Source organism: Paraburkholderia sp. RL18-085-BIA-A, from assembly GCF_046027075.1.
Classification (GTDB): domain Bacteria; phylum Pseudomonadota; class Gammaproteobacteria; order Burkholderiales; family Burkholderiaceae; genus Paraburkholderia.
In genome coordinates this window covers 1-23,294 of record NZ_JARESU010000015.1, presented here as the reverse complement: position 1 = coordinate 23,294, position 23,294 = coordinate 1, and the positions used below count along the sequence as shown (strand labels likewise).

19 protein-coding genes and 2 pseudogenes are annotated in these 23,294 nt (G+C 58.1%); 9 read left to right on the top strand and 12 right to left on the bottom strand.

Annotated features, from left to right (window positions below; all coding sequences use genetic code 11):
- Positions 1-288: 288 nt before the first annotated feature.
- From P0D89_RS13185 to imuA, 3 genes are read right to left on the bottom strand one after another with little or no spacing between them, the layout of a single operon-like run.
- Complete coding sequence (locus P0D89_RS13185) at positions 289-3,438, bottom strand: error-prone DNA polymerase (protein ID WP_408376767.1); 3,150 nt, start codon at positions 3,436-3,438, stop codon at positions 289-291.
- Between the two features lie 6 nt (positions 3,439-3,444).
- Entirely contained in the window at positions 3,445-4,914 is a 1,470-nt protein-coding gene (locus tag P0D89_RS13180; RefSeq protein WP_408376765.1) for a Y-family DNA polymerase, read from the bottom strand.
- Positions 4,844-5,551, bottom strand: a complete 708-nt coding sequence (imuA, locus tag P0D89_RS13175; protein ID WP_408376762.1) for a translesion DNA synthesis-associated protein ImuA — start codon at positions 5,549-5,551, stop codon at positions 4,844-4,846. The genes P0D89_RS13180 and imuA overlap by 71 nt, the downstream gene beginning before the upstream one ends.
- Positions 5,552-5,698: 147 nt before the next feature.
- Between imuA and P0D89_RS13170 the strand changes: the two genes are divergently transcribed.
- The 3 genes from P0D89_RS13170 to P0D89_RS13160 all read left to right on the top strand — a co-directional run bounded on the left by P0D89_RS13170 (position 5,699) and on the right by P0D89_RS13160 (position 6,564).
- Positions 5,699-5,908, top strand: a complete 210-nt coding sequence (locus P0D89_RS13170; RefSeq protein ID WP_408376760.1) for a hypothetical protein — start codon at positions 5,699-5,701, stop codon at positions 5,906-5,908.
- A 70-nt stretch (positions 5,909-5,978) separates the two neighbouring features.
- On the top strand, positions 5,979-6,164 hold the full coding sequence (locus tag P0D89_RS13165) for a hypothetical protein (RefSeq protein WP_408376758.1): 186 nt from the start codon (positions 5,979-5,981) through the stop codon (positions 6,162-6,164).
- A 271-nt stretch (positions 6,165-6,435) separates the two neighbouring features.
- Positions 6,436-6,564, top strand: a complete 129-nt coding sequence (locus P0D89_RS13160) for a hypothetical protein (protein WP_408376756.1) — start codon at positions 6,436-6,438, stop codon at positions 6,562-6,564.
- Between the two features lie 74 nt (positions 6,565-6,638).
- Here the strand turns inward: P0D89_RS13160 and P0D89_RS13155 are convergent, their stop codons facing one another.
- Positions 6,639-7,313 (bottom strand): hypothetical protein, encoded by a 675-nt coding sequence (locus P0D89_RS13155; protein ID WP_408376754.1) that lies wholly within the window; start codon positions 7,311-7,313, stop codon positions 6,639-6,641.
- Positions 7,314-7,462: 149 nt separating this feature from the next.
- Here P0D89_RS13155 and P0D89_RS13150 point away from each other — a divergent pair, with 149 nt between their 5' ends.
- On the top strand, positions 7,463-8,101 hold the full coding sequence (locus tag P0D89_RS13150; protein ID WP_408376753.1) for a hypothetical protein: 639 nt from the start codon (positions 7,463-7,465) through the stop codon (positions 8,099-8,101).
- 82 nt (positions 8,102-8,183) lie between these two features.
- Here P0D89_RS13150 and P0D89_RS13145 read toward each other — a convergent pair whose 3' ends face one another.
- The gene (locus P0D89_RS13145; RefSeq protein WP_408376751.1) at positions 8,184-9,302 is read right to left on the bottom strand and encodes an RDD family protein; all 1,119 of its coding nucleotides are present in this window, start codon (positions 9,300-9,302) and stop codon (positions 8,184-8,186) included.
- A gap of 729 nt (positions 9,303-10,031) precedes the next feature.
- On the opposite strand from P0D89_RS13145, the gene P0D89_RS13140 reads away from it, so the two are divergent.
- Positions 10,032-11,552, top strand: a complete 1,521-nt coding sequence (locus P0D89_RS13140; protein ID WP_408376749.1) for an SIR2 family protein — start codon at positions 10,032-10,034, stop codon at positions 11,550-11,552.
- Positions 11,549-13,804, top strand: a complete 2,256-nt coding sequence (locus P0D89_RS13135) for a hypothetical protein (RefSeq protein WP_408376747.1) — start codon at positions 11,549-11,551, stop codon at positions 13,802-13,804. Before P0D89_RS13140 ends, P0D89_RS13135 begins: the two co-directional genes overlap by 4 nt.
- Positions 13,805-13,928: 124 nt before the next feature.
- Here the strand turns inward: P0D89_RS13135 and P0D89_RS13130 are convergent.
- The 5 genes and pseudogenes from P0D89_RS13130 to P0D89_RS13110 form a co-directional block, all read right to left on the bottom strand.
- Positions 13,929-14,714: pseudogene (locus tag P0D89_RS13130) on the bottom strand (DUF3387 domain-containing protein); the annotation flags it as partial.
- Complete coding sequence (locus tag P0D89_RS13125; RefSeq protein WP_408376746.1) at positions 14,674-15,282, bottom strand: ADP-ribosylglycohydrolase family protein; 609 nt, start codon at positions 15,280-15,282, stop codon at positions 14,674-14,676. The gene P0D89_RS13125 and the pseudogene P0D89_RS13130, both read right to left, overlap by 41 nt.
- Positions 15,283-15,614: 332 nt before the next feature.
- A complete protein-coding gene (locus P0D89_RS13120; protein ID WP_408376744.1) occupies positions 15,615-15,779 on the bottom strand; it encodes a hypothetical protein in 165 nt (54 codons plus the stop codon).
- A gap of 294 nt (positions 15,780-16,073) precedes the next feature.
- On the bottom strand, positions 16,074-16,655 hold the full coding sequence (locus P0D89_RS13115) for a hypothetical protein (RefSeq protein ID WP_408376743.1): 582 nt from the start codon (positions 16,653-16,655) through the stop codon (positions 16,074-16,076).
- A 379-nt stretch (positions 16,656-17,034) separates the two neighbouring features.
- Positions 17,035-17,538 (bottom strand): H-NS family nucleoid-associated regulatory protein, encoded by a 504-nt coding sequence (locus P0D89_RS13110; RefSeq protein ID WP_408376742.1) that lies wholly within the window; start codon positions 17,536-17,538, stop codon positions 17,035-17,037.
- A gap of 370 nt (positions 17,539-17,908) precedes the next feature.
- Between P0D89_RS13110 and P0D89_RS13105 the strand changes: the two genes are divergently transcribed.
- Positions 17,909-18,283: a hypothetical protein gene (locus P0D89_RS13105; protein WP_408376741.1), complete on the top strand. Its 375-nt coding sequence runs from the start codon at positions 17,909-17,911 to the stop codon at positions 18,281-18,283.
- Positions 18,284-18,686: 403 nt separating this feature from the next.
- The gene (locus P0D89_RS13100) at positions 18,687-19,133 is read left to right on the top strand and encodes an HU family DNA-binding protein (protein WP_408376739.1); all 447 of its coding nucleotides are present in this window, start codon (positions 18,687-18,689) and stop codon (positions 19,131-19,133) included.
- 387 nt (positions 19,134-19,520) lie between these two features.
- Here the strand turns inward: P0D89_RS13100 and P0D89_RS13095 are convergent, their stop codons facing one another.
- A complete protein-coding gene (locus P0D89_RS13095) occupies positions 19,521-19,844 on the bottom strand; it encodes a hypothetical protein (protein WP_408376738.1) in 324 nt (107 codons plus the stop codon).
- Between the two features lie 109 nt (positions 19,845-19,953).
- Positions 19,954-22,599 carry a UvrD-helicase domain-containing protein gene (locus P0D89_RS13090; protein ID WP_408376736.1) on the bottom strand — a complete coding sequence of 882 codons (2,646 nt, stop codon included), beginning with the start codon at positions 22,597-22,599 and terminating at the stop codon, positions 19,954-19,956.
- A 464-nt stretch (positions 22,600-23,063) separates the two neighbouring features.
- On the opposite strand from P0D89_RS13090, the pseudogene P0D89_RS13085 reads away from it, so the two are divergent.
- A pseudogene (locus tag P0D89_RS13085) lies at positions 23,064-23,294 on the top strand (hypothetical protein); the annotation flags it as partial.

The window sequence follows — 23,294 nt, the reverse complement described above, 5'->3', positions numbered from 1 at the left end:
TCTATGCTTGCTGGTTTTTTTGTCGAGCAGGGTTCGCTGCGACGTCGCGCAAATTATAAGCGTTGGCAGGGTTGTTCTGCGGCAGGCTTGTCGGCCCAAAATCCCGGCCGTTTTTGTCTCTTCGCCCGAGCATTCGTGCTATACCCGCTACCTCATCTGCGGCAGGATATGGTCGCGCGTATTTGGAAAGGCCGCACAAAACGTCAATTCGCGCAGACTAAATAGCAAGTGGAAGGGCCATAGAATTCGTCGAGTCGCTTTGTAAGCGTCGACAACTAGAGCAAGTCGTCAGTGGAAGTTTCTGCTTGTAGACTGCAGCGCACCAATCAGGTGCGACATGTCGACCAGCCTTTGAGCGACGAGATGACGGACCTCTCCCTGACGTTGCCAAACGCCATAAACTGCCAGCAGCGACGCGCCCAGTGCTTCTTTCCGCTGCTTTTCGAGCAGACTTGGCCAAATAATCACATTGACGTTGCCGGTCTCGTCTTCTAGCGTGATAAACAACACTCCTTTAGCTGTACCGGGCCGCTGGCGCACAGTGACGATGCCGCACCCGCGAGCAAGTCGCCCGTCGCGATACGTACGCAGCGTAGAAGCCGGCATCAGCTTGTTTGCCATCAATTGCGGACGCAGCAATTCGACAGGGTGCCGACCAAGCGTGAGACCAACCGACCTGTAGTCCGCGACAACGTCTTGAGCTTCCGACGGAGCGCCGAGTTCAGGTGTTTCGTCCGATACAGCCGCCTGAGCGAGCATATCTTTGTCAGGGACGGCAGCGACCGACTGCCAGAGGGCTTCGCGGCGATTCCCGGCGAGCGAAGCCAACGCATTTGCGTCGGCAAGCACCTGAAGGTCCTTGCGGTCGAGTTGCGCACGACGCGCCAGGTCATTGACGCTTCCGAAGGAACGGACGGCCCGGGAATTCTCGATGCGCTCAGCCGCCCCGTCCCTCATTCCTTTGAGGAGAGAAAGTCCCAATCGAACGGCCGGCCGTTGAGCGCATTCCTGATTTTCTAGCACGGAGTTCCATCCACTGACGCTTACGTCTACTAGCAAGACCTTTACGCCGTGGCGCTGTGCATCTTGGACCAACTGAGAGGGTGAGTAGAATCCCATCGGTTGCGAACACAGCATTGCGGCGAGAAACGCTTCAGGCTCATGGCACTTCAGCCAACTGCTCGCGTAGACGAGCAGAGCGAAACTCGCAGCATGAGACTCGGGGAATCCATATTCGCCGAAGCCCTTAATCTGCTCGAAAATTCCTTCGGCGAAACTCTGCTTGTAGCCACGCTCGAGCATCCCGTTGACGATGCGGTCGTAGTATTTTTCAAGGCCGCCTTTGCGCTTCCACGCGGCCATGGCGCGCCTGAGTGCGTCCGCTTCGCCGGCGGTGAAACCGGCCGCAAGAATCGCAACTTGCATCACCTGTTCCTGAAAAATCGGCACCCCCAACGTCCGGCCGAGGGCGGTCTTCAATGCATCGCTAGGGTACGTCACGGGCTCGAACCCCTGGCGGCGTTGCAAATACGGATGAACGGCTCCGCCCTGGATGGGACCTGGCCGGACAATCGCGACCTCGATGACAAGGTCATAGAACGTTCGAGGGCGCATACGCGGCAGCATGCTCATCTGCGCGCGCGACTCGATTTGAAAGACACCCAAGGTATCGGCGGCGGAAATCATTTCATATGTCGCGGGGTCCTCGGACGGGATGTCTTGCATCTCAATGCGTTCGCCTCGCTGCTCCGAGACAATATCCAGGGTGCGCCGGATTGCTGACAGCATGCCCAATGCAAGCACGTCGATTTTCAGAAGGCCCAAGGACTCCAGGTCGTCCTTGTCCCACTCAATCACGCTGCGGTCAGTCATGGCCGCATTCTCGACCGGTACGAGACGTGTCAGCTTGCCGCGACTGATGATGAAGCCGCCCGAGTGTTGAGATAGGTGTCGCGGAAAATTTAGCAACTGTGAGGCAAGTCTCGCCCATGACTGGATGAGCGGGGTTTCCGGGTCGAGCCCTGACTCCGCGAATCGCACCAAAAGGTCCTGGCTATTGTCGAACCAGTGATGAGATTTTGCGACGGCGTCGACAATCTGCGGGTCGACACCCAGCGCCTTGCCAGTCTCACGCAGTGCGCCACGAGGCCGGTACGTCGACACAGCCGCCGCAATCGCGGCACGGTCGCGACCGTACTTGCGATAGATGTATTGGATAACCTCTTCGCGCCGCTGGTGCTCGAAGTCGACATCGATATCTGGTGGTTCGCCACGCTCCCTCGAGATGAACCGCTCGAACAGCATGTTGCCTCGCGCAGGGTCGACCTCGGTGATGCCCAGGCAGTAACAGACTGCTGAATTGGCGGCCGAGCCACGGCCCTGGCAGAGGATGTGCTGGCTGCGTGCGAAGCGAACGATGTCGTACACGGTGAGAAAGTACGGCTCGTACTGCAGCTCGGCTATGAGCTCAAGCTCGTGCTCAATCTGCCCCTGCACGTTGTGCGGGATGCCCGATGGAAAACGTCGCTGCGCGCCGATGTATGTTTCCTGCCGAAGGCAAGCTTTCGGGGTGATGCCTGCGGGAACCAGTTCGTCAGGATATTCATAGCGCAGTTCGTCGAGCGAAAACGTGCAGCGACTCGCGATGTCGACGGTCGCCGCAAGTGCTTCGGTCGGGTAAATGTTTGCAAGCCGGAGCCGAGACCGCAGATGCTGCTCGGCGTTTGGCGCAAGGTCGTAACCGCATTCGTGAACTGGTTTCCCGACGCGGATGGCGGTCATCGTGTCCTGCAGTGGCTTGCGCGAGCGCACGTGCATGACGACATGCCCCAGCGCCACCACGGGTACATCCAGGCTGCGCGCGATGAACTCGACCGAGCCACGGTGAACGTCATCCATCGCGCGTTGGTGGAGCACCAAACCTACCCAGGCGCGTCCGATAAACGTATCGTCAAGCCACTCGACCTGTGCAGCGAGGACATCCTCGTTGGCCGGGAAATCCGGTACAAGAATGGCGAGACAGTCCGGCATCCCGCGAAGGTGCCGATATTCCTTCTCTGGACGCGAGAGGTCCTGCGGCGTCAGGCGATATTCGCCCTTGGTTGCCCGGGTGCGGGCAAGCGTAATCAGTTCAGACAGGTTTCCGTATCCCTCGCGATTCCTGGCGAGCAGGATAAGTCCGAATGCTGGCGAGCCATCGGCGTTGACTAGACGGAACCAGGAACCGACGATGAATGGAAGCTTCGCTTCCTTCGCGGCGACGTGCGCACGCACGACTCCAGCTAGCGAACATTCGTCGGTGACAGCTAGCGCCGAATAACCGAGCTGTGCCGCGCGCTCGGAGAGTTCTTCCGCATGGGAAGCACCATGCAGAAAGCTGAAATTCGAGAGACAAAAAAGCTCGGCATACGCCGGCAGGACATTGAAAGTCGCGTCCATGATGCATCAGCCGAACAGTCCGTGAAGGAACCACCGCTGCTCTTCCTCCGCGTCGCGGCTGCTGACACGCTCGCGGTATATCCAGTAGCAACTCTGGTCCTCCGCCTGTGCAACGAAATAATCGCGTGTCACAAGCTCACCATCAAACCAGCCGGCCTCGATGCGTTCGCCAGGTGACACCATCCGCAATGGAGAACCATAGAACGGACGATGCTGACGCATCAACAATCTCACCGGGTTGTCCAGCATCCAGGTCGGTCTCGGAAGACCGAACGGAAGTGCTTCCTGCTTCGACTTGAGCGTCACCGGTACCCAACGGTTTGCGACCTCTGGGCGATGGTCGGCAGTCGGAGCGGGCCGAAGAACGTTGTCCTCTCCAAGCCGCGCAACAAGCAACTCAAGAAGGCGTGCATGGTCTTCCTTCGAACCTCCCGGCTCCGGGAATAGCGTGTCAGATGCTGGTGCCGCAGATTCCACTTTGGACGCATCGAGTCGCAGCGCGATAACCGGTGCAGCCAACTCAATCCGGTGCAACCGCTCCTTGAGCAGCCTGACAAGATGCTCCTCCTTCCAGGTCGGCTCGCCCAATGCGATGTCGATGGTCGTCGGCTCTATAGCGTCGCGCCCGCGTTCATGTTCGAGCAGCAGCTTGATGGCCGTAACCGCCAGTTGCTTGGCGCAAAGCCAGCCGCACAGTTGCACGATGAGTCGATGCGCGCCGAACACTGCGCCGTCAGCATGTTCAAGCCGGTCCGGCATTTCGATACGTGCGGAAAAAGTGGGCGGCAGTTCGAGCCAATCAAATAATTCGGGAGCCGTACCGAACGCGCGGTCAAGCGAATCGAGCAGATGCTCACCACATCGCCGCTGCAGGCCGGCGCGCGGCAGACGCCTAATGTCAGCAATGGTCTCGCAGCCAAGTCCGGAGAACCAGTCTCCGAACGGACGAACCTCGGGAACCGCCATCATCGGCAAAGCGGCCAGCCGTTGCTCAAGCGATGCCAGCTTGAGCACGCGCCGGTTTCCGAACTTTGCGAGCAGCCAGCCACCCTGACCGGTGGGTGCAGCGCTGATGCGTGCTGTAAGTCCGAGCGTCCCGAGGACCGCTTTCGCTTCCCGGCACAAGGCAAGCAGCCCGCCGAAAAGACGCAGACTCGCGCCGACCTCGACCACGACCGTCGCTTCTTCGAGTAGCGACACCTCGGGCGAAAAGCGCATCAGCGCCACGCCCACCTCCCGCTGTGCCGCCGCTTCCTTGGCGGCATCGCGTTCATGCATCTCCGTTTCCGGCGACAGTGTCAGGACTCCGCCGCGCTTCATCCCGAGGCGCACGCCAGCTGCGCGAGCCGTGCTGTCTGTGATGACCACTTTGTCTTTCTCCAGTACAGCACTTCCGTGCGCGGGCTCAGATGACCACTTCGGTCGGAACACCTCGAGCGGCAACTTCGGCAAGTGGACGGCGAGAAAGACGCGCATGTCGGGAAAGCAATACAGGTGTGGGTTGAAGGGGAATCGACAGAGGCTCTGCGCGCGCTGGCCCTCGTCGTTTCACGATGTCGACGGTCAGACCGTCGGCTGATGGTCTTAAAGCAAGCCGCAACAGGGCGGGCGATGAATCCTGTGCCGCTGCCAGAGGCCGGACCATCACGAAGAGTGTTTCGGATGACTGCGCCGCTAAATGCAGGCGCCGCAGCGATGAGGCCTGCGCGTATTGCGCCCAGAAGATGAGCGCACCGCAACTGCCTGCCCGCAGAATCTGCTCAGCCGACCAAAGCGCATCTGCGGTCTTCTGCGCTTTCACCCGCAAGACCTGGTCAATGGGAAGTCCGATGTAGCTGAGTCCAAGTCCGTCCGGGGTGTGCGGCGGCTGCACAAACGCCACAGGGCGATTGCCCGAGCCACTGAGCGCCGGGCGCAACAATCGCAATTCACCCACCCCGGCTTGCTGGACCATCAGGTCGATGAGCGCACCGACCGGCCAGCCCCCGCCGGGAAGCTCGGCCGACAGCGCGGGATAGCCGGTCTCAACGACCCGCCCACGGCCACGCGCGAGCTGGGACGCACGCCACAGGGACGGATGTATCTCTTCGGCCGTGACGGTAGCGCTGGACATGTGGCATCTAAAAACCTGTATATTTATACAGTATCCTACACGCAAATTCGTAGGCGTGAACTGTCACTTTTATTTGGGGGAACGGGCTGCGCGGCAAACATCGCTCAGCCTCAGGTCCTGCTTCCGTTGTTCAGAGGAGGTTCCATCATGCGAGCAGATGAATGGGTTCGGGAGGCCGAACGCGAATCGAAACTTGTCGACGCCCTGTACAAAGCGCGTAATCTGATTTCGATGCACAACGGCATGACCGTGCGGTGTGACGGGGAGGAGTGGCCGCTCGATTTCGCTCAAGAGTTGATGACGATTGACGCTGCGTTGAAGACGGCCGGAGTCGACACCCAACGCCTCAAGCAGTAGCTGCTTGCCGAGTCGCGCGAACTCGGCAATCATCGAGAAGAATGGTTAGGAGGACCTTCGAGGTCGACAGATGCAAACTGAGAAATATCGCGGGTACACGCTGTGGGGCGATGCCATCCTGCAGCAGGAAAACATCCTGCAACCGGAACGGTTCGCGGGAAGCGGCACAATCACGCGTGACACGAAAGTAGTCGTGTCTGGAGTCCTCGCGACCTTCGGAACGGAGGAGGAAGCGGAACTTGCTGGCATTGCGTAGTGTCGCGCGTGGGTGGATAGCCACAAATAGCGAGGTGCGAGGTGTTTCGCCGCAGGGCGAATCTTGTTTGCATGGCGCTATTGCTTGAGCCCGACGACAAAGTCGTAATAAACCGTCCACCCCGCCGCTCGACCGTCAAATTTCTGCATCAGGCTGCGACCCGATTCTGACTTGATGAAGGCGTCAAGACTCATCGCATTTTTCGCGAGGCGAGCAACTGTCGTTGGAGTCTCAAACCGAATGAGCATTCCATACCTGCGGCACAAGCCAGATGTCCGCAATTGCGGGCGTCTCACTGGTCGACTTTATCAAGGCCAACCCCGATGTCGCCGAGCTTGTGAAGGCTCATCGCTGCACGCGTCGCCGCAAGGGGGCGCAGATGGACCTTTTCGCGGCCTAAGCCGTATTGCAACTCATCGCCCCAGCACACGCCGGGGCGATTTTTTTTGGAGCGCCCGCGCCCGTCGCGCAATCTCACTGCGCTGCGGCCATCGCCTGAATGAGCGCCGGATGTACGCGCGACAGGTCCAGTACGTCCACGGCCTCGACCGGCGACGCCGCCAGACTCTGGCAAACCACAACGACGCTCACATTCTGTCGTGCTGCCGCGTCCTCCGTGGTTGCGCGGACGGCCTGCTCCATGGCCGGTCCCATCTGCCTGTAGAGCATCTCTTCAAGCGCGTCGGCCGAGTACGGTCCCCTGGCATGAATCACGCGGCTTTGCTCATAGAAGGTTGCGTTGTGTTGTCTGAACGCTTCGACGAAGGGTGTAATGTCGACACCTTGCGACCTGCAGTAGTTTGCCCGCGCCCGAACGTTGGCGAGGTAGTAGCCAAGAAACTGTCCGGCAGCCTCATCGGCCTTCTGCGCGCCAGTCTCAGCGGCCAGCGTCGCCCGGCTCCGGCTTATTGCGGCATCACGCATGGCCTCGCCAAGCGGCTTCTCCGGATGCTCCCTGGCCGCCTCGTCCTGCATTGCCTGCATTGAAGCGGTCGCCCTTGCTTTGCCCTGGGCGGTCATTTCCCCGTCGGCATTATGCTGCCTGTAGGTCTTGACCACCCCGAAAGCGACGATGAAACAGATGAGCCCTACCGCCCATTGCTTCGAGGACGCTTTCTTCGATGTGGCGGTTGTATTGTTCGATGCCATATTGGTCCCCCGCGATTGGCGCTTCGTATGCTGCTGGAAGTGGTTGTGCCGCTAACCGCCTCCGCGCTTCTTATGTCCCAACGTGTCGCATTCTCGCTGTCCCGCCCTGCTCTATACCGCTGCATGGACCACATTCGAGAGGAAAAAACATGCACGCACACACGATGTTCGAAAGCCCGCTTTGCGCGGGTACTGGCTGGGGCGCATTGAGCGAGGCTGTTGACGGGCAGGGCAACCTGCTTGCCGTTTTCCGTGGCCAGCACGGACTCCTGGAGCATTGGGGTGAAACACAGCGCGGCTCGCTGTCGTTCGGCACCGCCAGCGCGGCGTCCCACTACGCGCTCTATCCCAATGACCGTCGGCACACGTTGCAGGCGCCGAACGTGTTTCCCGTATACCTCGACCTGCGCAACCCGTTCCTCGACTCTCCGGACGACCCGTTCATGGACCTGTCACATTACGAGAAGGTCTTCGGGTTCGAGGAGACGCGGCGCCTTGCCCTGAAGTTCAAGGAGCACATCTGCAACACGAACGCCTGGGAAGACGTGTCGACGGACTTCGGGACCCTGGAGACGCTCATCGGGCGCCGGCCGGACCTGTTGACGGAACTGTGCTTCGAGCTGTACGCGCTGCTCGACGACGCTGATGAGGTCGCGCGCCTGCGCGCGAACGGCTTCGATGGCGCCATTCACGCCGGCAGCGGCGAGATGGCCATGGAGACAGAGTACCGGGTGTTCTCGACTGACCAGGTGCGCTCCATCTGGGACCCGTGTTTCGATGGCTGCTGAGGCCACGCAATTGCACTACACGCCACGGAAATAACTCTTCCGTGGCGTTTTCTTTGCGAGATGACCCGAATAGCGAAGGACTCTACCCGTGACCTGTAGCAGCCTGCAAAGCCCGGCCAACAGCAATGCCCTCCTCCCGGTTGGCGACGAAAGCAGGGCCCGCATACGCCATGACCCATACACCGCCGTCACCCTCGAAGATGCGGGTCATCATGAATACCGGCTCGTCTTCCAGCGGGAAGCCCTTGGGTCCGGTAACAGTCTCTTCGCCCTGCCAGACCGCACGACCCTCCCACTCGACCTTCCCCGGCCCGACCAGAGCCCAGAACCCTGTCCCCGTGCGGCGCATCGATTCCGCGTATTCGCCAAGCGGTGCGGCTCGTTTGCCGTCCAGCGGCCAAAAATGAATGCCTACCCAGGGGCCTCGGGGGCCCTTCGTCCACGACCATGTCTGCTTGTCGGCGTTATAAAGCCCGCCGCCCCAGCCCTCTGGTAGCGTAGCTTCCATCTTTGAATGCGGATTGAGCCACCGCACCTCACGCGATTCCGGCGCGCTGACGGGCACCACAGCAGGTGTCATCGCCACCCGGGCGGTATCCTGCCTGGAAGGCGAAGGCAGGAGCGCGGTACAGACCACTACGGCCACAGACAAGGCGGATTGCACGAAGAACCAGACGCCAAAAGTCAGCACGTAGTTTGAGACGAGACGGCCCCTGACACGCACGACGTAGCCAGCCTTTGCGTCCCAGTTTGTGTATCCGGTGTCTCTTAGCCTGATGAAGCTCAATACGAACGTCAGGAACGTCGCGAAAGGCAGCCCGAATCCATAGCCCGGGCCCCACATTGCCAGGTTCCGGTGGAAATACTGTTGTGATGTCAACTTCTCGCCGTCCCTCGTCAGGACTTGTGTGCCCATAACCGCCCGGCACAGCGTATTACCGAAGACCGCGTATATAAGCGCATCCAGCAGCAGCGCCGCAGGCGTCAGCGCGAGTATTCCCAGCAGGATGATGAACGGATGCTCCGCAAGCGAACCTGCCAGGCCGGCGGGCTTGATAACGAACCAGGCCGCGGCCCCGCAGCCATATGTGCAGAGCGTCAGGTCGAGACTTCGAACCCAGTAACGGGTCCACGGTCCGGCCGGGCGTGACGAATTGTGCTGGTCGTTGACTGCCGAGGTGTCGGCGTACACGCTATTCATGAGCGCGCTCCCCCTTCATTTTATTGGGGGCAATCGTAAATCGAACCGGCTGCTGGCGCGTGAACTATGGGCCTGGAAGCGTTGGCCATCCCGCATACATAGCAATACAGAAAGCTAATCCCAACAACAGGAGCTTTCTGTGGGCCGTTTCAAAGAAGTCGTAGTTGCCGTTGTCGTCGTCTCCCTCATTTTCGGTGTGCGTTCGCCGTCAATCGTCGGGCGCGCCGCGCTGCCCGTGCCTGCGGTCGTTCCGCCTAACTACCGAAAGTGACGGTAGAGCCGTTTTTTCACGGCCGTGCACCGCCCGCAATCGCGGGGCGGTGCGAACGACTGTCGGAAAGGGTGGGGTTGAGAAGCGACAGCGCCGATAACGATACTGGCGCGAGTCGCACTTGCTATCGCCATCGCATTGACCAACGATATATGCGAAAAAGATAAAGAATCTGAATCACTGCGAGAAACGCCATGGACTTCCTTAACGCAAGGTAGACTTGCAAGGTATCGCGTTGACTGCGTCATGCATCGCGGGCGAGAACCCGTTGGCCCATGACGGCGAACGCCGATGCGGCTCCAGCCAAAAGAACTATAAGTCTTCGAATCCGGGGACGCCTATGCACGTCGATATAGCGGGGCGGGTAGCCGTGCCGTCGCCGGAGGGACTGTCAATCCAGCGACATCTTATGAAGAGCGTGATGGAAACCCCGTCACCGTCAAAATTGAGACGGACGAATGACTGCAATCGGTACGTATAAGCCAAACCAACTCATTCAGGATGCGGCGAAGCATGGCGAGCTTGTCGTGTTCGTGGGCGCAGGTGCATCCAAACTCTGTGGAAGTCCTGATTGGCGTGGCTTTGCCAACAAGGTGGTCGACGCGCTGGAGAAGGCGGGAAAGCTTAGCTTCCTTGAAGCTGAGCAGCTACGAGGATTGGGGGAATCGCGGCGCACCTTGTCAATTGCCCTGACTCTTGCGAAAGAGCACGGGGTTGACATCGACTTCGATGGAATCCTTCATCCATCAAAGCCCGCTGCGATTGGCACTGAACTATATGAACTCCTTTCAAGTTTGCAGCCTGTTTTCGTAACCACCAACTATGATAAGTGGCTCGACGAAGCAGGCCCCGAAGAACTGGCCACAGAGCCGCCAGCGGAAAGCGAGTCAAAGCCAGTTAAAGGGCCGACCAAAAGGCGCAAGTATTACCTTCGAGAGCATTTGACTTCCGACCGATTGACGGAGCGAGGCGCGGTAATCCATCTTCACGGCACCTACACTGTTCCGGATTCGATGGTGGTGTCCCTGAAGGACTACATCGCACATTACGCAGACGGGAGAGTTCAAGCATTTCTCTCCGAGATGTTCCGGAATTACACAGTGTTGTTCGTTGGGTATGGCCTCGCTGAACTGGAAGTACTGGACCACATCGTTCGGTCGAACGAATCGCTGACGAAGGGTGCAGCTGAAGAGCGCCACTTCCTGCTTTATGCGCATCGCTCGACTGAATCCGTTCAGACCCAGTTCATGAAGCACTTCTTCCGAGACCAGTGCGGGGTACAGGTCATTCCGTACTGCATCGACTCGAAGGGGTACCAAGAGCTGGTAGAAGTCTTCAAGGCTTGGAACCCCGAACTCGACGTCCGCGACCCAACCATATTGGATTTTCAGACCCGTCTGGACAGATACGTGGCGGCGCCGACTCAAGATAATCGCGGGTCTGCAATGCGTCTTGTGCAAAAGCACCTCGAACTTGTCGCCTATTTCATCAACTCCTTGAAGGATGTGGTCTGGTTCACCGACCTCGATACTGCTGGCTACTTCGACATCGAGCACAGCCCTGGAGTAAAGGTCATTGAGACAGAACGAGGCCCTACGTACCAAGCAGATGGCTGGCCGGCATTGCGCTACCTGGAGCTCATTGCTGCGTTTGTCTCCGGCGCCCAAGCCGTACGTGTAGCGGACATCGTGCGCAGCATCTCGTCCGATGCACAAAGGCGAGGTGTGGATAACTGGAGAACTTGGTGGTCGTTGGCAACTATCCTGTCTCGGTTGCCACTTGAGGTGATTGCGGAAGCTGACATCGCGATGACACGGTATTGGTTAGGCGGACAGTTTGAAGCCAACATGGTGGGGCAGGAACTCGGTCAAAAGCTCCTGCCGCGTCTGCTCGATAGTTCTGAGCCTAACCATTGGGAGCACGCGTTATCGCTGGTTGATGCGTTGTCGATGCTGCGACGTCCGGAGGGAAAGATATGACAGACAGGACTGGAGTTCTCGACAGCTTTCACTTGGGCGAAACGCTCAAGGGGTCCGCACGCAAACTTGGGGAGCGCTGCGGTGCTGCGGCCGTTGCAATGCTTTCGCAGCGCCTCGCTGAAAGCATTGGTCAGCCCGACGAAGACCGGTATTCGTATATATGGCGGTCAGCGATTGAAGAGCATCCGCAGGATGCTCACAGGGATGACTTCCGGACGGTGCTCGTTGACGCAGTTCGCGACGCAACGCTGGGTGCTTTGAATACGAACTCGACAGAGGCACTCGACGCAGTAAGGGGGCTTCTTGAGTCCCCGTACCCGACCCTAGTTCGTGTGGGAATCTACGCGTGCGGAGAGAACTACGGCCATGCCGGGTCACTCTTCTGGACCCATGCCAAGCCGGACTGGTTTCTCAATCTTACCTATTGGCACGAACTCTTCTGGCTCATCAAGAAAGCCTTCACCAAGTTTTCAGCCTCCGAAAGGTCTCAGTACCTGACCATGGTAGATGAGGTCAAAGGTGACAGGACGGACCCGTCGCGACAGGAGGAATGGGACCAAAGTCATCGTCGTGACCTGCTGCATCCAGCCTATGGCTTGGGAGACCAGGAGGTCGATAAGAAATATTTGGCTCTGGTAGAACGCTGGGGTTCGGTGCGAGAACATCCAGACTTTCATTCGTACACCACAACCGGTTGGGTGGGCGACCGCAGCCCCGTTGAGTCCGACGCGCTGGTTGGAATGTCCAATGAGGAGTTGCTGAAGGTGCTTAGGGAGTTTGTGCCGGAAGGTCGCACGTTAGAGGGCCCAACATATCGTGGTCTCGCTTCGGCGTTGTCCGCGGCTGTACGGGCCAGCGAGGATGGATTTGCCAGCCGAATCCCACTGTTTGCTGACGTAGCGCGGCCCTACCAGCACGGTCTACTGAGAGGATTGATAGAACGTTCGTCTGACGACAAGCGAGACATTGATTGGGCTGCCGCATTGTCACTTGTCCAATCCATTGCTTCCTCTCCCTCGTTCAAAGCCGATTTGGATGCCGAACGGCCAGAAGGATGGGAACCCTCGGTACATTGGGTGGTGGGAAATATTGCGGACCTCATTAAGGCTGCATCCAGCGCTGAGCGTCAAATCGCTCCTCAGCTGCGCAGCAAGTGCATTGAAATTCTCAAGGCTGTCCTGACGGCTACGAGCCCGAAAGAGCCGAGAGACTCAAATGATGCGGTTTCACACGCAATAAACTCACCCCGGGGCCGCACCTTGGAATCGTTCTTCCTTACAGCACTTGCAATGCGACGCGACGAAGTAGCCACTGGTCAAGCGTCCGGAAAGACTTGGGCTGAAATCGGGCCCGTGCTTGATGTTGAGCTCGTCAGCAGCAACGCAGGTCGGAATGCCGAATTTGCTGCGCTGGTCGGTATGTATTGCGCAAACTTGCACTACCTGAATCCAGAGTGGACGGAAGAAAACTTTGACCGCTTGTTTTCGCTGTCAAGCGACACGGCGTGGAGGTGTGCAGCACAAGGATTTTCGTACCAGCGCTATATGTACGATTGGCTGTTCACGAAGCTTGTCAATGGCGGCCACTTGAAAAGGATGGTCTACCTAGAAGGACTGCCTGACCAAGTCTCCGACAGGGCGCTACAGTTCCTGGGGCTCGCCTATCTGGAAGACAAAGAAGGATTTAACGACGGTGGCTTGCTCGCCGAGCTTATCGCCGAGTTGAAGGTCAACGAGCTGTCCAAACTGTGCTGGTTCTTCTGGACGCTCAGACCAAAGGACGGCACGTCCCAGTATGCATCACAGATACTGGCATTCTGGAAAAAGGTCGCTGAGCAAATCCACCAAAGTGGAGCAGAAGCGCCCGACCTTCAATCGGCCCTCAATCAATTGGCAGCTTTCCTCGACGACTTGACCCAGCCTATGGTCCACGTATGGGCGGCCGCGGCGGCGCACGCTCATGTCAGGCATCACGGACCCATCTTGGTCGAGAACTTGGCGCGTTTGGCCAGCAAGCATCCCCAGGGGGTTGCAACCGTCTTTCACGCCGCAGTTTCCAGCTTCTTGCCGGACTACCCTCCGGAGGACGTGATTCGATGCGTGACCGAATTGGCTGCTGCGGGGCGGATTGAGGACGCCGAGCAGATATGCAACGCCTATACCGAACGGGGCTCACAGCTATTGAAGGACACATACTACGCGCTACGCTCACAGCAACGTATGCTGGACTCTGACGAGTCGAGCCCTCCCTGACTCCGAGCGACGCACAAAGGGCGTTTCGCCGAGTCTTATCGGGCGTTTCGCCCGCTCCCTATCTCTTTGGCCAGAGGCCCGTATCAAGCGCCACAAGAGCGCTTCAGGAAATGTTGCGGCCGGGCTAGCTCCACGCCTCACCGAGCGCCTGGGCCTGCTGCAGGACCAGCTCCACCGCGCCGTCCTGCTGGTCCGGCGGGTACTTGTATTTACGAAGGATGCGCCTGACCATCAGCCGCAGTCTGGCTCGCACGCTCTCCCGCTCCGACCAGTCCACTGTGATGTTCTGACGCAGGTTTTCGGTGAGTTCGTGTGCAATCTTTTTGAGCGTCTCGTCGGTCAGCTCGCGGACGGCTGACTCGTTATTGGCAAGCGCGTCGTAGAAGCGGATTTCGTCTTCCGTCAGGCCCAGTTCCTCGCCCCGGGTCGCGGCAGCGCGGAACTTCTTAGCCATGTCGATGAGCTCTTCGATGACCTGGGCTGTTTCAATCGCCCGGTTCTGGTAACGCGTCACGACGCTGGCGAGCATCTCAGAGAACTTCTTCTCCTGCACCACGTTGCTTGCAAAGCGGCTCTTGATTTCGCCTTCCAGCAACCGCTCTAGCAGTTCCACGGCGAGGTTGCGTTCGGGCAGGTTACGGACTTCAGCGAGGAAGGCTTCATCGAGAATACCGATGTTCGGCTTTTCGAGCCCGACAGCCTCGAACACATCCACCACCTTCTCGGACACCACGGCCGAACTGATAATTTGCCTGATGGCGAGCTCACGCTCCTCATTGGTTTTCTTCTTGTCGCTCAGCTCGCGCTTGGTGAGAATGACCTTCACCGCCTGCATGAAGGCCACTTCCTCGCGCACGTCTTTGGCCTCGTTAAGCGTGCAGCACAGCGTGAAGGCCTTGCTCATGGCGAGCCCTACTGAATCGTCGCACCAGTTTCGCCTCCGCTTTCTGCAGACCATCCTTCACCTGGCCGCCCTCCAGAACGTATGAGGCAGTCAGGGCGTACAGCGCACAGCACAGTTGCGAGCGAGCATGGCCGTGGGTGACCAAGCCCTGACGCATCGCCAAATCGATGACATCGTCTTCGCCGCGCGGAAAGAAAACCACGGGCAGGCATCGCATCAAGGCTCCGTTCCCATTTGCACGTTCCCGGTTCGGCCCAGCCTTGCTTGCTTCAATACCCCGCTGCAGGGCGCGCATTGCCTCGCTGGTCTGTATCCCGACGTCGAACACACGCCCGTCTGGCGTCATGTACCCCTTCTCGTACCACGCAAGCAGGCGACGGCCGAGGTCATCGAGGTTTAACTTCGGGTCATGGGCAAGGCTATCGACCAAGCACAGCGCCTGGGCGCCGTCATCGGACCAGGTGCCGATTGGCACACCTCTATGTGCGCGATTGTAGCCCGTGGGCGGCTCCATTTCGATTTCATGAAGGAGGGGAATATCGCTCGCATCATGAAACTCGTAGGGCACACCCATTGCATCTCCAATCAGGAGCCCACCAAGGCCGCCTCGAATTCGCTCACCTCTGGATAAGCCGTCGTAGAGCAACGTCACTCTCCTAAATTGTTCTGCAAAATTTTGCCAGACAGCGAGGCATTTATTACTCCCGTCCGGCAGGTTCCAATATCGTACGGAATCCACGCCAACCAATCCGGGAGCCCATAGCCCCGGTAGAAGGCCCGGAATGCGTTGACCACCTTGCCGATGTGTGGGATGCAGTCCGAGGCCAAATCGGGAAGCTGCACCTCCCGAAACCTGGCCTCAAGTTATGGCGTCATTTCCGCTCCTGTACCGTGCGCACGCGTGGCTCAGCGCTGTGCAGTTACCGATGCCTTGCGCATGTACGCAGGCACATTCCAGCGCTCGGGGAGGGCGACAGCAGGTTGCTTGAAATCAAACGACTGTTTGCTGCGCGCAAAATCTTGCTGAAGCCACGCAACAATTTGCGAGAACTGCTTGCTAAGGTGATTCATGGCGACCTCCAGTAGGGTTGGTGAGCTCATTCTGGGGGCTCACTAGCTCACCACGTGAGCCTAACCCCACAGGCGCGGCCAACCTCAGCAGGTCGACTGCTTGTATCAAGAATTTCCATCGGACCTGAGAATTCCCAAACTTCGCCAGTAGGTCTTGAGAAGTAGAGAGCCAGGAAGTAAAGACGGCGGCGGCTGTGTGGCCTGGAATCATCAATCGCTAACCCGAGTTGACGAGTGTCAGCGTACAAGGCAGGACGAAGTCGGCCGCGTCGACGTCAAAACGGTTTTCTCGTATCAGACCCAACTAGAGCCATCGAGCGAAAGTCGCTCCTGGATAAGCGCACTCCACTTCCGCCAGCTGAACGGCCGGCTTGGATGCAGCACGAACAGCAGATTGATGTCGCCAGCGGCGGTTGTGAGCGTGCCCGCGCGCGGAATGCAGTTGTTGATTTTCTGGGGAACCTTCGCGATTTTGCACGGAAGCTGTCGCTGGGCCGCGACTTCCTTCAGAGCGTCGGCCGAGCTGACGCCGTAGACAAGAATCTGTTTGACGGCCAGCGGCTCGGCGAATTCAAGGACCTCTTTCCAGCCCGCGCGAAACTGGGCGTGCGAAGGCCGGTGGTCAAGCGACTTCAGCGGGTCCAGTACCAGGTTGTGGTACGTCACAGAGGACCAGAAAGCGAGCTTTCGGTCATTCGCCGGCGTGCTCGCTGACAGCACCGCGCGCTCAATGTTGCGCACATAGCGGGAGTTGCGCTTGAACTTCAGCGCGTGATTGAGGTGGGTGATGCGCAGCGCATCGGGCTTTGCGTATCGGTCCAGAAAGGTTTGGTGCTCTTGCGGCGTCTTTGTCCACGCATAAATGCTCTCGCCCAAAACCAGCGTGCGTACAGACGACCTCGCGTACTTGCTGCCGACCCATGGCCACCATCGAAGAGCTACGCGGTTCTCAAAATGGTGGTCGAAGCTCAGGTCTAGGTGTGTCATGGCGGAAGAGGGGGCGTAGATGGGGAAGCGGCGACTCGATTTTAAAGGCGGCCGTGCGCCTCACCAAAAGTTCCGGCTGACGGTAGTCAGGCCGCCGAGCAGATGCGACATGTCGACGAGTCGTTGTGCGACGAGGTACGGACCTCTACGGTGGAAGCTCTTTCGAAACTCGACGGTCATTGGCCGGACGTCGGCAAACAAGACAAAACATCGCCTTGGAGTGTGTGCGGGTTTTCGGCCAAGTCGTCCGGACGATGTCGGCAACCATTCAATCAATCAAAAACTTCGACCGGTCCTTCGCTGATGCCAACCACGCGGGCGCACGCCCACGCCCGCTCCAAGTCGCTCCACTCTTTGGCTCGCGATACATCGCCGGTTGCGGCCCCCGGACATAGTTGCCAGCAGCCTTCCCCTTGCCAGCAGAAGCCGGCTTCGCCGTCGTCGTCGCAGCTCCGTCAACCAGGAATCGGTCGCGATTCTTGGCGCTTGCAATCCAGCCAGGCGCACGGCCGTGCCCCGACCAAGTCGCCCCGGTTTTCGGGTCGCGATATTTGACCGCGGCAGTGCTCCCTTTGGTGACAGTCTTCGCGCCGGCCTTCTTCGCGCGCCCCTTGCCGCCAGCCCGCCCCTCAATATCCGCAGCCGTCAGGTCGTGTTCTGCCATAAGCTTGCGAATTTTCTCGATGACGCCCGATGACTGTTTCGCAATCAGAGCCTCGGCTTGCTGCTCAAGCTTTTTAATTTTTGCCTGCATAGATTCCAAAGTTGTCATTTTTTCTCTCCCTTTGAGATGTCCGCACTATGCCATGCGTCTCGACCGTCCGCTAGCTGTTGTCGATTACGTCTTGAGGAGCATTGGCGGAAGGTTCAAATAGCAGAACTGTCTTCAAGGGTCGACGCACGCAACGTCTCCAACAGGACGAGATAGTTTCGCAGGCGCTATGACTTGTGATGCACCCAAGTCGATGCTTTGCACGGCGCATTCCAGTCGTAGAAATCGCCATTCACGTTTGTCGCTCAAGGACCGCTACGTTGATGCCGTAATCAACGCTAGCCGGTCGCTCAGTCCGGTAGAAAACAACAACCGAAATCGAGGAGGTCGATGGCAGGGATTAACGGATACATCCCTCAGGTCACCCCTTATGTTCGAGACCGAGGAAGGGCAGCGGATGGCCAGCGCCTGCGTTGAGTACGGCGGATGGGACCATAAGAACCAAACCCTGACACCAATCAAGCTTGCGGAACTGCTGGCAAGACCTCATAACCCGGGTCTGTCATGGGTGATGGATAGCCTCGCTGCCGCGGCTGAAGCCGGCCGACTGGATGCAGACAAATACATCGAGCAGATTTTTACAGGCAAGGAAGATGTGCGCGCTTTCCGCCATGTCTTGCGAGAAGCTGGCGGCGACCGGTGGCTCACAGACCGTCACCATAATGCTGTTCGGAAGCTAGGCAATGCCGAATTCGACGTGACCACCTACGTCGGAATTACAGCGCTGTTTGACCCTGCTGAGTAAACTCGAGGGGTGCATTCAAGGTTGCCGGAAGGTGACCCTGCGCTTAAGCCATAGGAAAATAAACATCCTTCATCAAACACCAATCACCTTACGCGCTAGCATACGTCATTGCCGATTCCGGCACCCGACGCTGGACTCACGCGAGTGGTTTACCCCTCTTGCCCCTGCGTCAAACCCTGTCGCGCAGCCGTTTTCGTGGGTGCGGCCTCCTCTGGAGGGGTACAGGTCACCGTTTTTGCGTTCCTTCTGCACAAAACCCCTTGTTTTATGGCCTCGCCCGTTGCGGATTCAAATGCGAATTGCTACGCTAGCGCCAGCCTGAGGATTTGGACCTTTGCGCATTGTCGGTGACTACGCAAAGGCAAGGACCCCGGGCCAACCTTTGACCAATGACGAGGAATCTATGGCAACGAAAGCTGCAGCAAAGCCGGCTCCGAAGAAGGTGACGACTCCGGTAGAGAAAAAGGCGAAGGCGCCGACGGTAAAGAAGGCGGCGACTCCTGCCACGAAGAAGGCGGTCGCTGCCACGCCGCTGAAACCCATCAAGGATTCGTTCACGAAGGCTTCGCTTGCTACCCATCTTGCCGAGCGCGCAGGTGTCGAGCCGAAAGCGGCGAAGGCTTTGATGGCCGCTCTGGAAGAAACAGTGCTCGCGTCGGTCCACAAGAAGGGCGCGAAGGAGTTCACGCTGCCGGGTCTGCTCAAGGTTGTTGCTCAGGACGTGCCGGCAAAGAAGAAGCGCTTCGGCAAGGACCCATTCACGGGTGAAGACAAGTGGTTTGCCGCCAAGCCCGCTTCAGTGCGTCTGAAAGTACGCCCGCTGAAGAAGCTGAAGGACGCCGCTCTCTAAACCGGACCACCGGAAAGGAAGCCCCTCGCGACGGAATTCTGAGGGGCGTACGTCCGGCGGCAGCTACTTCGACTCTGAAGGATTCGAAATTGCGGCCCTGGTTGACTTACAGCCGTAGGTGTCTGGACCCGCTCGAATCAATCCGGCTCAGACCTGAGTCAGGAGCCACTCGACCGCCCCTTCTGGGTAGTCCTGTGGCCACCCCTCTACTAGCAATCTCACGGCACGCCGAACAAGCCCCATCGCCCCGTCGCGGGTAGCTACGGGGCGAAGAACAGCTCTGCCAAGTGGGTCCTCCGGCCGAGCAAGTCGCCAGAGAGCGCAGACCGCTACACCCCGTTCCGCTGCCTGAGCACCGAAGAGCTGACCCAGCGTTCCACAAAGGTGTTAGTAAAAAGGTGTCGTCTTGCGCATTTCAAAGTGGACGACGTTGCCGCGCTCCTTCGAATTTCGCTTCCGGATGGCGCCCGTGCGGCACTTGAGCTGGATGGCGACCGCGTTGCCAGTTTCCTTGTCGTAAAAAAGGCAGTCGATGCCGTCGTCATCGGCCATCGGCTGGAACGCAGAAAGGCGGCCGTCGCTTGCTTTCATGACCGCGTTGACCAGCAGGTTCTCGCCAATGGCGCGCCGATTTGAGTAGAAGACAGCGGCAAGTGTCGACGCGTGCAGTTGAATCCGCCTATTGTCCCGGCTACCTGGTTGGTTTGACAAGCTTTAGCGGCATTTGCCGCAGCATCTAGAGCGGCAGGTTGCCAATCCAACGACTTGCGCATCCTATCTAACGGGCGAACAAAACCGCTTAAATCTCTTCAGTAGCGCATCACTTCCCGATGGGCCTCGATTTAAGGCTGAGAATCTCTCTCGTAGGCTTTACGGGTTCAGTTTGACGCAGCGAAATCCTCTTATGTAGAGCATCGAGTTCAGTCCAAACGCCTTCGCTAACGCTGTTGATGGACTGAAGCGACGGCGAATTCTTCAGAGCGTCATAACACCCGTCGAATCGTTTCCACGTAAGCTGCTTTCGTCCGCGAAACCGATTGATACCCGGAACCAGCTGGATAAGCTTGTCCTGAGCGGATGTCGACAGGCCCGCGGCTTCTGGAAACATCAGAACGGCATCCGCGTCCAAAGTTTCGTTTTGCAAAACCGGCTCTGCCGAAAACCGCGCAGACCTGAACTTGGTCACATGCAACGTCATGGCCGAACTGTAATCGCTCCACGACCCTTCGGTGAAGCAATCTGTCACTCTCTCGATGAATGAAGACGGGCCCTTCGAATACGACACGATGAGCTCAGTCTTCCCGCGGGTCATCGCGACATAAAGCTTGCACAGTTCGCGATACGATTCCTCCGCAGGCAACAATGGGTGAGGAATCGCGACCGTCGAGCAGTTCAGAATAATCATCGAATCGAATTCGAATCCCTTCGTCTGCTCAAGGTCAGAGAGAAACACTTTGCCAGCAACGACGTTCGTCTCACCCGTGAGAACCTGTAGCCCAACCTGAGACGCCAAGTCTTCCAGTTCAGCCTGAGAGAATCCGCACACGGCAATGCAGGCTTTCGTTCTCGCCGCACCCAACTCTTCCATGCGCGATTTCAAATGCCCTAGCGCATGAGCCAACTCACCCTGCAGAGATTCAGCCTCGAGCAACAGCGGCGGCGGTGATGAAAAGTTGGCGAACTCCGGATTTAGTATCTCGATGTTCGTTGCGCCGGCGAAGACGGCGCGGTTACGGTCGAAAAGCTGTGACGCAGCCAACAGAATTTCACGGCTGTTGCGATAGTTTTTGACGATTGAATGCGAGCGCCCCACCACGTCGATGTTTGCATCGGAGAGCTTATGGTATTTAGTAAGAACACTTTGAGCGGTATCACCGCAAAGAAAGATGTCGTTCTGTCCGGGCGCGACAAGTCGCCGGATAATCTTAAGCTCGACGGTCCCGAAATCCTGCATCTCGTCAACAAGGATAGAACGATACTCAGGCGTCAGCTTATCAATGTGTTTGTAGAGAGCTGTCGTCAGACCTAAGTAGTCAACTGCACCCACCACGCTCATCTTCTTTTCCCATGCAGCGAGACCGGCGATAACACTTTGCCGATAGCGTTCCTCCAGCGGAATCGCTCGGCCTTCGCGCTCCAAGCTGAGATATTGCTCACGCTCTGACGGGGCAAGTGCGCTGCGAAGATAGTCAAATTCCTGACGAACATAATCTGCCGGATAGATACCGCGCGCCAACAAGGTTTTATGTAACGGCCACAGCACCTTTGCGTCCGCATTGTTGTTGCGGCGTTCGTAATATTCCGCCCAGATGTCATCAATATGCTCACTGATTGCAAACTCATTGGTCGCTACTGTCTTGTCCGAATAAATGAGTTTGTTCTGAGGTTCAACCGAGGCGAGCTTGTCCTTGCAGAGCTCCCAGAACGACTTAATCTCGAGGTTTTCTGGAGCGTCCGAGCCTAGAGCGGCGTGAACTAGGTCTTTAATTAGCTTAGAAAGAGCGCGGTTGAGCGTGAGAACCAGCACCTTTTCGCCGGCATACACTCGCGCAAGTCTAATTGCTCGATGGATGAGGACAGATGTTTTCCCCGACCCGCTGACGCCTGTCAGCTTTGTGGGACCATTGAAGTCTTTTTTGGCAAATTCTCTCTGCCCGGGGTGAAGGTACATCATCCACTTTTCGAACGAAGCCGTTTTGACAAAGTGCTCAAATAGCTCCTTGTCAACATCACCCATCAAGACAACCTCGTCACCGGAAACAGCCTCGATAATATCCGATGCTGCTGCATCTGAGAGTGGGAGTACGGTGCCCTTGTACTGGTCGACACGCCCCTTGGCCTCCTGCACCTGGCCGCCCTTAAGCAGGTCGAAGGTGTCGTACAGCACGTCTCTGCGTTCATCAGGGGCCAGCAGCGCCAGGTCCACGAGTTCGTCGTCGGAAACAATAGAGGTCAGGGACTTCAGCTGGTCGACGTAGTCTGGCTCCAACCCCTCGCACAGCACTTGGAAATAGCGCGCCGGCAACTTTTCCCAGAGCATCCCGGGAGCAAGGTCGGAAGTAGTCGTCAGCCGACGACTCGGATTCGAGATGTCCTCGGTAACCCTGGTCGACTCGATGACGCGGCCTTGCTGAGACGATTTCAGATGAAACCGTTTGCCTTTATTGCGTTCAAGCCATTCGTCACAATCGTCGTGACTTCCTGTAAACAAAAATAGACATATACCGTCATGTTGCACCGTCACTAATCGGCAGGCGCCCATCAGGTCATACTTGGTGCAGTGCTGGACTCTACTTTCGCCGTGGTTCGTCGTTACGAGGCCTTGAAAAACTTCTTCGACTTTTGTCTTTCGTTCGGCGAGCTCAATGACCTTTAAGACCTGTTGCGCGGCCCGCGCGAACCTGCCACTCTTAGCAAACAGTTCCCTCAGCGACGCCATGAAGTCTTTGTCGTTCGCAAATTTCATCTCCATTCCTTGTCTTTTGGTAGTTGCTTTGTCTCGACTACATATATTTTCAGAAGCTACTTAACTCTGCCCACGCCGAATGAAGTGGCTAGCCTTGCGTAGGGCGTGTCAGGTCAGCGTCGTGACCATGAGCGCAAGCAACAGGTGCCAGACATCCCCCGCGGTGAGGCGCGATGACGGTGAGGCTGCTCGCAATCTGGACGAGCGGTGAGCAGCCGGATTCTCCATTTTTCTCTCAGTTATCTCGTTATTTGCCAGTGCAACCTTCCGGCCGGAAGAGTCCCGCACCGCGGGCATGGCTTCGAAGGCGCGTCGAACAAGGGCGCCTTGCCGCCCTACGAGGTTGTTTATCGGCTCCGGGGCGCGGAAACTTTACGGTGTGGCAGCGGACGCAGCAGTATTTCTCTTGCACGCGCCACGGCGGCGATAGACTGGAACCTCAACATCCGTCCTGGAGCCTGGGCATGACCTCGCAAACCTGCAACCGCATCGACCTTGCGCGCGAGCAGTTGGAGATGGCGCTCGTCGCGTTCCTGGAGCGCCATCGCTTCGCCTCGGCCATCACCCTGGCCAGCGCGGCCGAACGGGTACTGGGCGAGGCGCTGCGGCACGCCGACAAGCCGGCGGGCGTGGACTGGAAGTTCGATGCGGCCGACCTGGCGCACACGAAGCTGCACGGCCGGCCACTGGACCGC

Bases quoted from the DNA above. Each gene is read 5' to 3' on its own strand.
- P0D89_RS13185 (WP_408376767.1), bottom strand. From the start codon at position 3,438: ATGGACGCGACTTTCAATGTCCTGCCGGCGTATGCCGAGCTTTTTTGT.
- P0D89_RS13180 (WP_408376765.1), bottom strand. From the start codon at position 4,914: ATGCGCGTCTTTCTCGCCGTCCACTTGCCGAAGTTGCCGCTCGAGGTG.
- imuA (WP_408376762.1), bottom strand. From the start codon at position 5,551: ATGTCCAGCGCTACCGTCACGGCCGAAGAGATACATCCGTCCCTGTGG.
- P0D89_RS13170 (WP_408376760.1), top strand. From the start codon at position 5,699: ATGCGAGCAGATGAATGGGTTCGGGAGGCCGAACGCGAATCGAAACTT.
- P0D89_RS13165 (WP_408376758.1), top strand. From the start codon at position 5,979: ATGCAAACTGAGAAATATCGCGGGTACACGCTGTGGGGCGATGCCATC.
- P0D89_RS13160 (WP_408376756.1), top strand. From the start codon at position 6,436: ATGTCCGCAATTGCGGGCGTCTCACTGGTCGACTTTATCAAGGCCAAC.
- P0D89_RS13155 (WP_408376754.1), bottom strand. From the start codon at position 7,313: ATGGCATCGAACAATACAACCGCCACATCGAAGAAAGCGTCCTCGAAG.
- P0D89_RS13150 (WP_408376753.1), top strand. From the start codon at position 7,463: ATGCACGCACACACGATGTTCGAAAGCCCGCTTTGCGCGGGTACTGGC.
- P0D89_RS13145 (WP_408376751.1), bottom strand. From the start codon at position 9,302: ATGAATAGCGTGTACGCCGACACCTCGGCAGTCAACGACCAGCACAAT.
- P0D89_RS13140 (WP_408376749.1), top strand. From the start codon at position 10,032: ATGACTGCAATCGGTACGTATAAGCCAAACCAACTCATTCAGGATGCG.
- P0D89_RS13135 (WP_408376747.1), top strand. From the start codon at position 11,549: ATGACAGACAGGACTGGAGTTCTCGACAGCTTTCACTTGGGCGAAACG.
- P0D89_RS13125 (WP_408376746.1), bottom strand. From the start codon at position 15,282: ATGGGTGTGCCCTACGAGTTTCATGATGCGAGCGATATTCCCCTCCTT.
- P0D89_RS13120 (WP_408376744.1), bottom strand. From the start codon at position 15,779: ATGAATCACCTTAGCAAGCAGTTCTCGCAAATTGTTGCGTGGCTTCAG.
- P0D89_RS13110 (WP_408376742.1), bottom strand. From the start codon at position 17,538: ATGACAACTTTGGAATCTATGCAGGCAAAAATTAAAAAGCTTGAGCAG.
- P0D89_RS13105 (WP_408376741.1), top strand. From the start codon at position 17,909: ATGTTCGAGACCGAGGAAGGGCAGCGGATGGCCAGCGCCTGCGTTGAG.
- P0D89_RS13100 (WP_408376739.1), top strand. From the start codon at position 18,687: ATGGCAACGAAAGCTGCAGCAAAGCCGGCTCCGAAGAAGGTGACGACT.
- P0D89_RS13090 (WP_408376736.1), bottom strand. From the start codon at position 22,599: ATGAAATTTGCGAACGACAAAGACTTCATGGCGTCGCTGAGGGAACTG.